At 58.7% G+C, this 13,312-nt stretch carries 9 protein-coding genes and 5 pseudogenes; 3 read left to right on the top strand and 11 right to left on the bottom strand.

Translation table 11 applies throughout. From position 1 onward, the window contains the following. Positions 1-164 precede the first annotated feature (164 nt). Both dkgB and IHE46_RS07950 read right to left on the bottom strand, forming a co-directional pair. Positions 165-971: a 2,5-didehydrogluconate reductase DkgB gene (gene dkgB, locus IHE46_RS07955; protein ID WP_192164112.1), complete on the bottom strand. Its 807-nt coding sequence runs from the start codon at positions 969-971 to the stop codon at positions 165-167. Between the two features lie 15 nt (positions 972-986). Continuing rightward, positions 987-2,165: an MFS transporter gene (locus tag IHE46_RS07950; RefSeq protein WP_192164111.1), complete on the bottom strand. Its 1,179-nt coding sequence runs from the start codon at positions 2,163-2,165 to the stop codon at positions 987-989. Positions 2,166-2,240: 75 nt separating this feature from the next. Between IHE46_RS07950 and IHE46_RS07945 the strand changes: the two genes are divergently transcribed. After that, positions 2,241-3,143, top strand: a complete 903-nt coding sequence (locus tag IHE46_RS07945) for a LysR family transcriptional regulator (RefSeq protein WP_192164110.1) — start codon at positions 2,241-2,243, stop codon at positions 3,141-3,143. A gap of 413 nt (positions 3,144-3,556) precedes the next feature. Here the strand turns inward: IHE46_RS07945 and IHE46_RS07940 are convergent, their stop codons facing one another. Further along, positions 3,557-3,907, bottom strand: coding sequence for a hypothetical protein (locus tag IHE46_RS07940; protein ID WP_192164109.1), 351 nt, complete (start codon positions 3,905-3,907; stop codon positions 3,557-3,559). Between the two features lie 441 nt (positions 3,908-4,348). Here IHE46_RS07940 and IHE46_RS07935 point away from each other — a divergent pair, with 441 nt between their 5' ends. Continuing rightward, positions 4,349-5,095 (top strand): 4'-phosphopantetheinyl transferase superfamily protein, encoded by a 747-nt coding sequence (locus IHE46_RS07935; RefSeq protein ID WP_192164108.1) that lies wholly within the window; start codon positions 4,349-4,351, stop codon positions 5,093-5,095. 9 nt (positions 5,096-5,104) lie between these two features. On the opposite strand, the pseudogene IHE46_RS07930 reads toward IHE46_RS07935, so the two are convergent. Further along, positions 5,105-6,106, bottom strand: a pseudogene (locus tag IHE46_RS07930) (IS1595 family transposase). 131 nt (positions 6,107-6,237) lie between these two features. Here IHE46_RS07930 and IHE46_RS07925 point away from each other — a divergent pair. Continuing rightward, positions 6,238-7,331: pseudogene (locus IHE46_RS07925) on the top strand (transposase); the annotation flags it as partial. Between the two features lie 50 nt (positions 7,332-7,381). Here IHE46_RS07925 and IHE46_RS07920 read toward each other — a convergent pair. The 7 genes and pseudogenes from IHE46_RS07920 to IHE46_RS07905 form a co-directional block, all read right to left on the bottom strand. After that, positions 7,382-8,992: a cyclic peptide export ABC transporter gene (locus IHE46_RS07920; protein WP_192164107.1), complete on the bottom strand. Its 1,611-nt coding sequence runs from the start codon at positions 8,990-8,992 to the stop codon at positions 7,382-7,384. 164 nt (positions 8,993-9,156) lie between these two features. Further along, a pseudogene (locus IHE46_RS16985) lies at positions 9,157-9,489 on the bottom strand (transposase); the annotation flags it as partial. Between the two features lie 3 nt (positions 9,490-9,492). After that, the gene (locus IHE46_RS16980; RefSeq protein ID WP_343230003.1) at positions 9,493-10,686 is read right to left on the bottom strand and encodes a thioesterase domain-containing protein; all 1,194 of its coding nucleotides are present in this window, start codon (positions 10,684-10,686) and stop codon (positions 9,493-9,495) included. A 220-nt stretch (positions 10,687-10,906) separates the two neighbouring features. After that, positions 10,907-11,194 (bottom strand): annotated as a pseudogene (locus tag IHE46_RS17215) (hypothetical protein); the annotation flags it as partial. 527 nt (positions 11,195-11,721) lie between these two features. After that, the gene (locus IHE46_RS17210) at positions 11,722-12,039 is read right to left on the bottom strand and encodes a hypothetical protein (protein WP_343230002.1); all 318 of its coding nucleotides are present in this window, start codon (positions 12,037-12,039) and stop codon (positions 11,722-11,724) included. A gap of 126 nt (positions 12,040-12,165) precedes the next feature. Further along, a pseudogene (locus IHE46_RS17205) lies at positions 12,166-12,252 on the bottom strand (hypothetical protein); the annotation flags it as partial. After that, on the bottom strand, positions 12,222-13,301 hold the full coding sequence (locus tag IHE46_RS07905; protein WP_225562945.1) for an amino acid adenylation domain-containing protein: 1,080 nt from the start codon (positions 13,299-13,301) through the stop codon (positions 12,222-12,224). The gene IHE46_RS07905 and the pseudogene IHE46_RS17205, both read right to left, overlap by 31 nt. Between the last annotated feature and the right edge of the window lie 11 nt (positions 13,302-13,312).

The following is a 13,312-nucleotide window of genomic DNA, read 5'->3' as shown; positions in this document are numbered from 1 at the left end:
TCCGCGGCCCGGTGGAAGATGGCCTTCCGATGCGAAAAAGCCCGCAGTTATGCGGGCTTTTTGCGCTTGCGAGTGATGGCCGATGGCAGCTTTCGGGTCCTGTGCCCGGGCGGAAAATCCGCTGCATGGCCTGGAGGGCCCGCATCAATGCTGCATACGTCGCCTCAGTCCCATGCGGGCGACAAACCCTTGGAGCTGACTTCGCGGCCGTTGCGTTCGAGCGCGGCGATCTGCGCCATGTCGTCGGCATCGAGTTTCAGGTCGCGGGCGAGCAGGTTGCTGGCCAGGTTCTCGCGCTTGGTCGAGGACGGAATCACCGCGTAGCCCAGCTGCAGCGCCCAGGCCAGCGCGACCTGCGCCACGGTGGCCCGGTGCTTGTCCGCGATCTTCGCCAGCACCGGGTCCTTCAGCACCTTGCCGTAGGCCAGCGTCATGTACGAAGTCACGACGATGCCCTGCTCCTCGAGGAAGGCGGTCAGCGTGCGGTTCTGCAGATAGGGGCTCAGCTCGATCTGGTTGGTGGCGATCTCGCCCTTGCCGACCACGGCCAAGGCCTGCTTCGTCAGCTCGATGTTGAAGTTGGAAATGCCGATACGGCGGGTCAGGCCGAGTGCCTTGGCTTCGGCCAGCGCCCCCATGTATTCGGGCAGCGCCACGCCGTTGCCCGGCGCGGGCCAGTGAATCAGGGTCAGGTCCACATGGTCGGTGCGCAGCTTCGCCAGGCTCTCGCGCAGGCTGGGTATCAGCTTGGCCCTGGCGTAGTTGTCGGTCCAGATCTTGGTGGTCACGAACAGCTCGGAGCGCTGCACGCCGCTCTCGGCGATCGCCTGGCCGACTTCGGCCTCGTTGCCGTAGATCTGCGCCGTGTCGATGGCGCGATAGCCCACGTCCAGCGCGTTGCGCACCGAGTCGATCACGGTCTGGCCGGTCAGGCGGAATGTGCCGACGCCAAAAGAGGGGATGGTGTTCATCGAGGCTTCCTTCGCTCAGACAGAAGAAGAGGGCAGCGGCATACGGCGGCGGGCATGGCTGTGGCCGAGCCAGACCAGGCCGAAGCCGCCGGCGGCGAGCGCCGCACCCGCCCAGAGCACCGCGGAATAACCCAGCCCTTGGCTGATGACGGCTCCGCCGAGCGCGGCGCCGACTGCGTTGCCGAGGTTGAATGCGCCGATGTTGACGGACGATGCCAGCCCCGGCGCCTGCGCCGCAGCCTGCATCACGCGCATCTGCACCGGCGGCACGATGCCGAAGGACGCGGCGCCCCAGACCACCAGGCCGATCGCCGCGCCCACATGCGTGGTCAGCACCAGCGGCAGCACGGCCATGATCAGCGCGAGCGACGCAAGGATGAGCTTGGCGGCGCCATCCAGCGACCAGTCGGCCAGGCGGCCGCCCAGGCTGTTGCCCAGCGTGAAACCGACGCCGATCAGCACCAGCGCGAAGGCCACGAAGCCCGGGCTGGCATGCGTGATATCGGTGAGCACCGGCGCCACGTAGGTGTAGAGCGCAAACATGGCGCCCGCACCGAGCACGGTGGTGCCCATGGCCAGCAGCACCTCGGGACGCGTCAGCACCGTCAGTTCGCGGCGCACGTCGGGACGCGTGCCGGGCTCGCCCTTGGGCAGCGCCAGCCACAGCGACGCGATGGTGAGCAGGCCGAGCATGGCCGTGCCGCCAAAGGCGAGGCGCCAGCCCACCTGCTGCCCGACCCAGGTCGCCGCCGGCACGCCGCCGACGTTGGCCACGGTCAGGCCCATGAACATGGCGGCGATCGCGCTGGCCTGCTTTTCCCTGGGCACGACGCTGGCCGCCACCACCGCGCCGATGCCGAAGAAGGCGCCGTGATTCAGGCTGGTGATGAGGCGCGACAGCAGCAGGGTCGTATAGCTGGGCGCGAATGCCGACAGCAGGTTGCCGAGGGTGAAGATGAGCATCAGCGACATCAGCGCCGCGCGCTTGCCGAAGCGGCTGAACAGCAGTGTCATCACCGGCGCGCCGACCATGACGCCCACCGCATAGGCGGAGACCAGCATGCCCGCGCGGGGAATGCTCACGTGGACGCCGTCGGCGATCACGGGCAGCAGGCCCATCGGGGTGAATTCGGTGGTGCCGATGGCGAACGCACCGACGGCGAGGGAGAGCAGGGCTAGGCGTGGCGATTTCATGCCGCGTAGTGTGCCCGGTTAATATTTGCGGATTAAGTCAGGTATCGGCCAAATTCATTTGACTTGGAATCAACAATGAAAACGACCCTGGACGAACTGCAGGCCTTCGTGGCCATCGTGGACACGGGCTCGATCACCGCCGCGTCGGAACGGCTGGGGCTGACGATCTCGGCCACCAGCCGCACGCTGGGCCGGCTGGAGGAAAAGCTGCAGACCACCCTGCTGCGCCGTACCACGCGACGCCTGGAGCTGACCGAGGAGGGCGACAGTTTCCTGCAGCATGCGCGCGCCATCCTGGCCTCGGTGGACGAGGCCGAGGAGCACATGGCGGCGCGGCGGATGCGCCCGGCCGGGCGGCTGCGCGTGGATGCGGCCACGCCCTTCATGCTGCACGTGCTGGTGCCGTTGCTGGCCAGCTTCCGCGCGCGCTACCCCGAGGTGGAGCTGGAGCTGAATTCGAACGAGGGCATCATCGACCTGATCCAGAAGCACACGGACGTGGCCTTCCGCATCGGCGTGCTCAAGGATTCCAGCCTGCATGCCCGCCCCGTGGGTGTCAGCCGCGTGCGGGTGTTGGCGAGCCCTGCGTATCTCAAGCGCCATGGCACACCGGCGGGGCCTAGCAAGCTCGCACAGCACACCCTGCTCGGCTTCACCCAGCCCGAAGCCTTGAACGACTGGCCGCTGCGCGACGCGTGCGGCGACGTCCTACGCATCCGGCCGGCGCTGGCTTCCTCCAGCGGCGAGACGCTGCGGCACATGGCCCTGGCGGGCCTGGGCATCGTCTGCCTGTCGGACTTCATGACGCGCGAGGATCGCCGCAGCGGCAGGCTGGTGCAGCTCTTCCCGCGGCAGACGCTGGACGTGCGCCAATCGATCAACGCGGTCTACTACCGCAACACCGCGCTGGCCGCGCGGATCACCTGTTTCGTGGATCACGTGACCGAGATGCTGGGCAAGCGGCCGTTCGACGCGTGATGGATCCGTGGGCCGCTACACCGCCGAGCGGTGTGCGACGAGAGTCCGCCGATTGAGCCATTGGGCCTGGATTGCGGGCCAGCGCGGTCATGGCGGAGCAAAACAAAAGCCGCTCGATGGCGGCTTTGTGGATGCAGCTGTGTGCTTTCTCACTTGGTACCGGTGATAGGACTCGAACCTACACTCTGTCGCCAGAAGCGGATTTTAATTCCGTGCGAAAATCGTTCCTGGTCATGTGCTTGTACTGATTTGCGTTCCGCAATATGTCGTTTCGATAGGGCTAGCCGTCTTTGCCCAAGCTAGAGGTTGGAAGAATTGCGGAATGGTTTTTAGCGCGTCGGTGTGACCTTCGAGCCGTGCTGGTTGTGTATGTAGTGTTCCATCATCGGTGGGTTGGCATGCCACAGTTGCTGTTATACCTCGCGGAGGTTGTTGGCGTTGGTCATGTCGGCGCCAGCTTTGGCGCACAGGATGCGAATCTGGAACAACGCGGGTTCGCCTTGCGGGCAATGATGTGTGGCGGCCACCGTCAGAGGTGCCGCCCTTGCCAGCCATTTCACTGGTCGTGGATTGCAAGAAAATGGGTTGGATCCGAACAAGATGCAGGCTGGATCTGCTATTCGATCATCGTGATAGATAATTGAGCACAATGGGCGATCAAGAAAGGCAAGGATGCTCCAGAAACTCTGTTCACGCTCGTCATAGTCGCGATCCTCGCGTCGACATATAGCGTTGCTGACGATGGCTGACGTCTTCTTGGACACGTGGTGATCCAGAGGGAGTGCCCGGACACCACCGGTTGGCTGCGTACCATGACGTCAAGGCAACTCCGAAGGTCACGCCTTCCGATCCCGCGGTTGCATCCGATTTTGTCCGAAAGGCGAAGACAGATGTGGACGCGAGCAACGTCATTGCGATTGAATTTCCCAAACCGTCCTAAAAGGCGATTGGGCACGCAAAGTCCATTGACGCGAGCAACCAGGCTTATCTAAAAGGCTACATGGCCGCGTATGGCTTCCCGAGTGTAGCCACCATCGGTCTGCATTGGTAGATTGTCCACATGTCGATGCCAACAGAGGCCTGCGGCAGAGTGTTCCCGACGCTCTCAAGGCGATCATTGATGGGAGTATCATTGTCGCAGCTGCGAGGCGAAACTTAACAATTTGTCAGGGCACGTTATCGTGATACGAAGGGCGAATTTCGGCTTGGAGCAATCTTCGAATGCCCCATTTATGTCCGTCCCTTGTTTTGAATCTGTAGGATTGGTGTGCCGACAAGTTGCAATTGCGAAAGAATCGGTTCCCATTCTTGCGCATATCGTCGAGTTTCTGCCCGATAGCTTCACGCATGCTGCGTTTGCCCAGGCCGGTATCGCCTATCCTGAATCTATCCAGAGCAGCGTTTATAAGCGACAGGCGGAATTTTTTTTTGGCCGCTTTGTCACTCGCAATGCGCTTTCAATGCTTGGATTAGCGGGCGAGCAAGTTCCAATCGGCGCGCAGCGGCAGCCTGTCTGGCCAAGTGGTGTGATCGGTAGTATTACGCATACACACGGGATTGCAGCCGCGGTGACGACGTGGCGTGGCGTATACCAGGGCATCGGAATTGATGTGGAGCAAGTGATAGACCAAGAAACCTGCCAATCTGTCTCCAAAGTGGTAGTCGGGGAGCATGAGTTGGACTATTTGGATTCTTTGCAGGAGCTTTCGTTGCAGATGGCACTCACTATCGTTTTCTCTGCGAAGGAAAGCTTCTATAAGGCCGCTTATGCAACGGTTGGCCGCATTTTCGATTTTTCTGTGGTACAAGTGGTTGAGCTGGATGCCCGAAAACAGAGATTGGTTCTTGTTTTGAATGAAACATTAAGTGATCAGTTCTGCCGTGACCAAGCGTATGTAGCTGGGTTCACATTTGTTCGCCCAGATACAGTACTTACCTACGTTACATGGTGATAGTGAGGCTCACTTACTTCTGATTAGCGGCGAACCTTCACGAAGAAAATCGTCTGCCCCGCAGAGTCTACTCGGACAAGGAGCGCAGAGCGTTATGGCCCATGCCAGTCGCGGTAATAGCGCGTGCAGGCGAACCAGTGGTCGAAGCGGTATGCGGCTTTGGCGAGATAGTGCCGTGCATACTTGGCTTGACGGATGGCATGATAGCAGCCGCTGATCGCCCGTTTGACGTTGCCGAGCACAATGTTCGCCCAACGCGCCTTTCGCTTCGGTCGCCGCTTGACCGCCACTGGCGTCCAACACTGTGTGCGGATATTTAGCATCGGTGAAGCATTCGGAATGTTCACAACCCACCGATGAATACCTGGACTCGGGAGTGAGATGCCATTGGTCGAAATCGCGCAGCGAGGCGTCGTCGAACGCCTAGACCGGTTTGATGACGACAGGCATAGGATGTTCAGGGGTAGTGCCGATGGCCGCCAAGATCAGGATGGGCTGCTTGTTTTCCAAACCGTATCCGGGCTTACCGCCACCGCGCTGGCTGCCCAGGTTGCATCGTCTATTTGGACAAAACTGGCCAGCCTGCAGGCTTCTTCGCGTTCATCATGATTTGCATGATCTTGTGCTTGAACCACCGCGTCGTGCAATGGCAGGCCCTCAACTGGCGTATCAGTTTGAGCGCGGCCACATTAGTTTACTCGCGTTCTAGGCATAGATTGCGATGAACCATATGCGCAACGGTAGTTTGGTAGACGCGAACGCTGTGCTTGTGATTAGTGTGGTCTGGTATTGGCAGGTACGGCACTGGTAATAAGCCTGTCGATCGCGGCGGAACATCGAGCAGCGGCAACTGCCTCAGGCGGGGTAGCGAAAACCTTCGGGCGAGCTCTGTACAGGGCGCGACGGCACTTGGTTTTAGTTGTACTGCCCGACGAACGCGGCTAGCGATAAACCGGCTTGGACCGAATGGGATTTATTGCCATGAGAAGACTCTTGTGGACTACAGTGGATTCATCCTCCTTCTATGCTGCCGCGTACCCCTCCGTTAGATTGACATCTCCTAAGTAGAGCTTTCCGGCATTGTTCCCGAGCTAGGAGGTTTCATGAAGAAATTGAAGTTTGTGGGATGTAGATCATCTTGATCTTTAAGTCAGGCTAATGCCAGCTTGCCAGTCAAGGGCATCTGTCGGCTGACTGCGTCAGCGCGTCGATGTGCTGCCAGTGGAGGAGTAAGTATGGCGGTACCACGGCCGTCCGACCTCAAGCGTAAAGGGGTTCAAGACCGAGAACGCGCAATGAAGCGAATGTAGGTCCGACAACGTTGCGATGAAAGATCTGATCGCAAAATGTAAGACTGACGGACAAGCGCGAGGCGGTGCGGTACCCGGTGAAGGTGACACGCGGCGGTTACGCGGGTTCTGCGAGTGCGTTGGGTTATCGCAGGCTGCGCACCGCCGGCAGGCATTAGGCTGAACGGTGTGTGATGCCGAGCTCATCACTGCTTTAGCCAGGCTGCTGGTCGAAAAGTACCTCAGTCGAGGCTTCTGGGAGGCTGCTCGCAGCTGTGAAAGACGCGACTGGAGTGGAATCCCAAATGGGTCTACCGGGTATACAAGGCGATGAAACTCCATCTCTGGCGTGCCGCCCGGCCTAGACTTCACAAACGCGAACGCGAGCTCTGAACGTGCTGCAATTATCTGGCCTGGTGTGGTCGATCGATTTCATGAGTGAAATGCCGGCCTGCGGCCGGAGCTTCAGTGCCTTCAACGTCGTGGATGGCTTCAACCAAGAGGCGTTGCATATTGAGGTCGACATCTCGATCACTGCGACGCGCTCGGTACGCACCTTCGAGCAGATCAAGCAAGACTATGGACTATCGTAGGTGCTACGGTCGGACAATAATCCGGAGTTCCAGGGTGAGATTTCTATCCAGTGGCTCAAGGTAAATGGCGTAGCCATCCAATACATCCAGCTCGGTATGCCTAATCAGAACGCCTATATCTAACGCTTCGCCGCATCTTCCGCGAGGGGGGGCGACCAACGCCCATTTGCCTGCCTGAAGGATATGCATGAAGCTGTTTACTGGTGGATGCTCGACTACATAGAGCAGCGCCTCCATGAATCGCTCGGCGACCTGGCGTTTGACAAGTGTCGTCAACAAGTCAGCAGCGGTTCTACTTTGGAGGTGTCTGCTTGGCATGGTGGAAAGATTTCCTTGACTGAGGTTCAACCCTAATCAGGAGGCGTCAATAGATATATTTTCAAGTAATGCCATGACGCTACTGGTTAAACACGGACATGATCGTAACGGATGCGTCCCGCTTCCAGTTCGATGATGCGATCGGCAACATCGAAATAACGATCGTCATGGCTAATGGCAATGACAGTCTTTCCGGCAGCGCGAAATTCTGGGATCAATTCGCGATAGAAAATGGCTCGAAAATCGACATCTTGGTCGGCCGCCCATTCGTCGAAGAACAGAATATCTCGACCTTCTGCAAGACATTGAATAAGGGCAAGTCGCTTGCGCTGTCCCGTCGAAAGCGCCAAGTTTGAGAAAGTACCTTCACACACGGTTACCCGCTCTGAGAGACCAAAGCGACCTAAGAGCGCACGTAGATAAACGTCTGATGCGTCGACATCTGGAGAGCGCACGATATCAGGGAAGAGGTGGAAATCATCAAAGACTCCGCAGAAAAGTGCGCGGTAACTCTCTTGCTCCTCAGCTACTGGGCGCCCGTCAATTGTTAGGCTGCCAGATTCAGGAGTTAGAAGGGCGCTCAGTAAAAGAAGCAGCGTCGATTTTCCGCTACCATTACCGCCCACAATGAACAATACTTCGCCGCGTCGCACCTTCAAATCGATAGGCCCAATCACCACGCCGACCTCGCCGGGTTGACTATAGCGATATACGAGGTTCCGTGCTTCAATCTGCCGCCACGAGCCACCCGGCGTGCTGATGATACTATGTAATGGTAGCTCCGTCTCAAGATCTAAACCAGCTTTGTTGAGGTGACGAATGCTAGCTAATCCCGCGTTGATTTGCGGCCCAACACTTATAAGTGAGCTGATGGGGCCGGACAGAAATAGCCCCGAGATAACAAATTTAACAATGGTTTCAACGGGGAGCTTCAAATACTGGCCAACGGCCAGTGCAAACAAGACAGATCCAAGAGTCACCACCGAAGCAAGAGCCGACATCGTTCCCCAGCTTAGGTGAACCCCCGCCATGTGCTGGCGTGCTTCGCTGATCGCCGGGTTAAGCCCCTCAGCCATAAATTGCCACGCACGCTGCCTGTTGAGAGTCATTTCTTTCTTGCCTCCACTAATGGCATGCAGTTGCGAGAGCACTCGTTCTTCGACCGCGCGGAGTACGTAGAAGCGCGCATTGACCTTCCGAGCAAACACTAGCGCTCCAATAATTGGAATCGGCAACAGTGCAAGGATGGCACAAGCCAACACAGGGGAAACGGACAACAGATAACCTGTACACAAAACCGTCAGCACGGCGTTGTAAGCAAGTTGTGGGCCTATCAGCACGAGCGGTGCAATTCGGCCAAGATCTTGCACAAGGGCGGCGGCTACAACATGTCTTTGCATGACCAATCGCTCATAATCGAGACGAACGAACCGCGCGGAGAGTTCCTTGCGGAGATGAGCAACGAGATCTGCGCCAAACACCGCGAGCAGTGCCTGGAGGGCAATGTTTATGAGAAGCACGAGCAAGAGGATGCCGCCGCAATATAACCAAGGTGATAGCTTGTCAACAGTTGACACGGTACCCGCCAAGCGATTGATCTGACCAAGAGCCAGCATAGTGGCGACAGCACTGGCGAGCGATAACAACACGATGGCGCCACACCGGTATCGGTAGCAGCAAACGAAACGAAATAGCATGGTAAATCCTTCTTCGTAAGGCGGTATTAGATTGACCGGGCTTTATATAGGCATTCATTGTACGCTTAGCTTTAGCGTGCAGCGTCGCTCAAATTTCTATCGATAACGGGCTGACGGCGAAACGAATTGCCCTGGCTTTTGTGGGGGGCTGATTGGTTTACTCGTAAGTCAGAAATATGGGCGACACTTGGATGCCTGAAAAACGAGCACGTCAATTGTGGTCGAGCAGCGATGTCGGGCAGTTGCACATGTACACGGTCGGCTGGTTTCTCGACTGCCGCGCAGCGGACTGCGCATCATGCCGATGCGCTTAGCTTAACTCAATGCCGGCTGGTTGGAATTTAAGTCCGAAACGTGGCTCGGCAGGAAGCGCAAGGTCAGCTTGCCCTCCAATTCATCGACGTAATCGTGTACACCTCCAGTTTATACACAGGCAGTCCATCCAGTATCAGGTGGATCGACAGGCGCCGACCTTTCATTATCTGACGCATCACGACAATTCAGCGCGCCTCAAGTATTTCCGACAAGTAATGACCTAAAACAGCCCGGTTGCAAGAATCCATCATCATCGTGAGATGGTTTCCGGGAATAGGGGTTAGATGAATACTGGATATTGGTAGCACGCGTTCCCAGCCTTTTGTGGGTAACTGCAGTTCTGTTATCGTAGTGTTGGCTGACGCGGCGACTTCGTCGCTGTGAAAAATTCTTTCCTGGGCTAATGGCAGAGCTTCAATTGCATAAAATTGGTGAATTGTTACAGGCAATGCTGGTATTTGATATGATGGGATTATATTCAAATTGAAATGACTGGCTCGTTCCCAAAACATGTTCTCGTCTTGTGCGTCGTGAAATTTAGGTGATAGAGCTGCATTTAGTTGCTGGTTTTCTTTGATCAATTGTTTGAATGATAATTCATCGGTCAACTTATGAGAGTCGTCAAAATGCTCATTCGACTCAATCCGATTGAACACCATGTGTTTGTCCGTTGTTGGCGATTGAGTGGGCTTTTCAGGAAGCAAGCTTACATCGATCAGGCCGATAAATGAGACTGTCTGATCAATGTTCAGCAAATGCTGGGCGACGGCATATGCCAATATTCCACCAGATGAGTAACTAGCTAACCGGTATGGTCCTTGTGGCTGAATTACTCGTATCATAGCCACCATTCGGGCCGTCATGACCTCCATGGTAATAGGGGGCACTTCATGTATCGATTGCCATGGCAATGCATAGACGGGGAGATCTATGTTGAGATCTCGCGCCAATTCGAAGGCATAGGAATAGTCGCCTGTACCCGATGGTAAGAAGAAAAGTGGCGATTGAGTGCCAGTTGTTCGAATTGGGATTGCATTGATCTCATTGGGATGCGAAGGGCTCTCCGTAATTATTTTTGCTAGTTTTTTTAGTTGAGGGCTTTGGAATATCTGGTTTACGTTGAGCTTGAGGCCATTGCTCTTGGCTTGGCTGGCAAGTTGCACGGCGATCAGGGAATGGCCACCGACCTCGAAGAAGTTGTCGTGGCGACTGACCTGCTGGAGGCCGAGCAGCTCTTCCCAGATGCCGGCGAGGGTTTGTTCGATCTCCCCTTGGGGTGGCTCGTAGGCCTGGCGTGCGTAGGCCGTGTCGCCGGGTGCAGGCAAGGCCTTGCGGTCGAGCTTGCCGTTGGGCGTCAGGGGCAGCGCGTCCAGTTGCACGAAGGCTGCCGGGACCATGTAGTCGGGGAGGCAGGCACTGAGGTGGGCACGCAAAGTCGCGGCCAGCGCGTCGGACGCGGTCGTGTCTTCCAGTGCANGGCTCGTAGGCCCGACGGGCGTAGGCCGTGTCGCCCGGTGCGGGCAAGGCCTTGCGGTCGAGTTTGCCGTTGGGTGTCAGGGGCAACGCGTCCAACGGCACGAAGGCCGCCGGGACCATGTAGTCGGGTAGGCAGGCACCGAGGTGGGCGCGCAAAGTCGCGGCCAGCGCATCGGACGCGGTCGTGTCTTCCAGTGCAGTAGTGAGATAGGCGACGAGGCGTTTGTCGCCGGTGACGTCTTCGCGGGCGAGGACGACAGCCTCACGCACCGCCGGATGTTCCGTCAGGCGTGCTTCGATCTCGCCGGGCTCGATGCGGAAGCCACGAATCTTGACCTGGTGATCGTTGCGGCCCAAGAAGACGAGATTGCCGTCGGGCAGGTAGCGGGCCAGGTCCCCGGTCTTGTACATGCGCGCGCCGGGCAGGGCGTTGAACGGGTCGGGCAGGAAGCGTTCGGCGGTGAGGTCGGGACGGTTCAGGTACCCGCGGGCGACACCGGCGCCGCCGATGTACAGCTCACCGGCGACCCCGAGAGGANTCAGGGGCAGCGCGTCCAGTTGCACGAAGGCTGCCGGGACCATGTAGTCGGGGAGGCAGGCACTGAGGTGGGCACGCAAAGTCGCGGCCAGCGCGTCGGACGCGGTCGTGTCTTCCAGTGCAGTAGTGAGATAGGCGACGAGGCGTTTGTCGCCGGGGACGTCTTCGCGGGCGAGGACGACAGCCTCACGCACGGCCGGATGCTCGATCAGACGTGCTTCGATCTCACCGGGCTCGATGCGGAAGCCACGGAGCTTGACCTGGTGATCGTTACGGCCGAGGAAGACGAGATTGCCGTCGGGCAGGTAGCGGGCCAGGTCCCCGGTCTTGTACATGCGTGCCCCGGGCAGGGCACTGAACGGGTCGGGCAGGAAGCGTTCGGCGGTGAGGTCGGGACGGTTCAGGTANCGAAGGCCGCCGGGACCATGTAGTCGGGTAGGCAGGCACCGAGGTGGGCGCGCAAAGTCGCAGGCAGCTCACCGGAGGCGGTCGTGTCTTCCGGAGTGACGGTGAGATAGGCGACGAGGCGTTTGTCGCCGGTGACGTCTTCGCGGGCGAGGACGACAGCCTCACGCACCGCCGGATGTTCCATCAGGCGCGCTTCGATCTCGCCGGGCTCGATGCGGAAGCCACGTATCTTGACCTGGTGATCGTTACGGCCGAGGAAGACGAGATTGCCGTCGGGCAGGTAGCGGGCCAGGTCGCCGGTCTTGTACATGCGTGCCCCGGGCAGGGCACTGAACGGGTCGGGCAGGAAGCGTTCGGCGGTGAGGTCGGGACGGTTCAGGTAACCGCGGGCGACACCGGCACCGCCGATGTACAGCTCACCGGCGACCCCGAGAGGAACGGGCTGGCCGTGGGCATCGAGCAGATAAATGCGCGTGTTGGCTATCGGACGGCCTATGGGCAGGCGCTGTGTGGCAGCGTCGAGGGCGGCGACCGCGTAAGTCGTCGCAAAGGTGGTGCTTTCCGTGGGGCCATAGCAGNATTGCCGTCGGGCAGGTAGCGGGCCAGGTCCCCGGTCTTGTACATGCGTGCCCCGGGCAGGGCACTGAACGGGTCGGGCAGGAAGCGTTCGGCGGTGAGGTCGGGACGGTTCAGGTACCCGCGGGCGACACCGGCGCCGCCGATGTACAGCTCACCGGCGACCCCGAGAGGAACCGGTTGGCCGTTGGCATCGAGCAGGTAGATGCGCGTGTTGGCTATCGGACGGCCTATGGGAACCGTCGGGGCGTCATCGATATGTTCAGCGATGTCATAAACGATACAGCCCACCACAGCTTCAGTAGGCCCATATTCATTCACGATCTTGATCGTGGGTTGGATCGTGCGCCATATGTTGATCGTGGGAGGCGATAACGCCTCTCCACCGACAACAAAGACATCAACGCCACTGTGCATACGGTTGGCCATCATGTGTTGGCCTAGCAGATGCAGATGTGTCGGAGTAATTTTGACCAATCCGCAGGTTGAGCGGATCTGTGCTTCAAGCTCTTCAATTTCCTGCTCTTTGACGAGTAAAAGAACGCAGCCTCCATGAATTAGCGGGGTAAGTAAGCTTGTGACCGTGGCATCGAAGGACAGTGACGAAGAAACCACCGAGCGCGAAGGCGCATAAGCATGGCGTGCCCAGTGCAGGTAATTTGCCACTCCCCGATGCTCGACCATGACGCCCTTGGGCATACCGGTGGAGCCAGAGGTGTAGATGACGTAGGCGAGGCGGGTGGAGGTGAGGCCCAACGTTTGCGGGTCGGGATCGGCGACGGGCTGATGAGCCCACGTCGAGGGTGAGTCGAGGTCGAGCACGGTCAGGTGGGCGACCGCCGATTCGCCCAGGGCAGTTCGTCCGGTGGTATCGGCCAGCAAGAGCACGGGGGCGGCATCGTGCAGGACCTGGGTCAGGCGTTCAGAGGGGTAGGCCGGATCGAGCGGGACATAGGCCCCGCCCGCTTTGAGGATGGCCAGGAGACCGACGACCATGGCCAGACCGC

The organism is Rhodanobacter sp. DHG33, from assembly GCF_014843005.1.
Lineage (GTDB): Bacteria > Pseudomonadota > Gammaproteobacteria > Xanthomonadales > Rhodanobacteraceae > Rhodanobacter_A.
The sequence above is the reverse complement of the archived record's forward strand: the minus strand, read 5'-3'. Positions and strand labels throughout refer to the sequence as shown.

Excerpts from the sequence above, each read along its gene's own strand:
- dkgB (WP_192164112.1), bottom strand. The coding sequence starts at position 971 with ATGAACACCATCCCCTCTTTTGGCGTCGGCACATTCCGCCTGACCGGC.
- IHE46_RS07950 (WP_192164111.1), bottom strand. The coding sequence starts at position 2,165 with ATGAAATCGCCACGCCTAGCCCTGCTCTCCCTCGCCGTCGGTGCGTTC.
- IHE46_RS07945 (WP_192164110.1), top strand. The coding sequence starts at position 2,241 with ATGAAAACGACCCTGGACGAACTGCAGGCCTTCGTGGCCATCGTGGAC.
- IHE46_RS07920 (WP_192164107.1), bottom strand. The coding sequence starts at position 8,992 with ATGCTATTTCGTTTCGTTTGCTGCTACCGATACCGGTGTGGCGCCATC.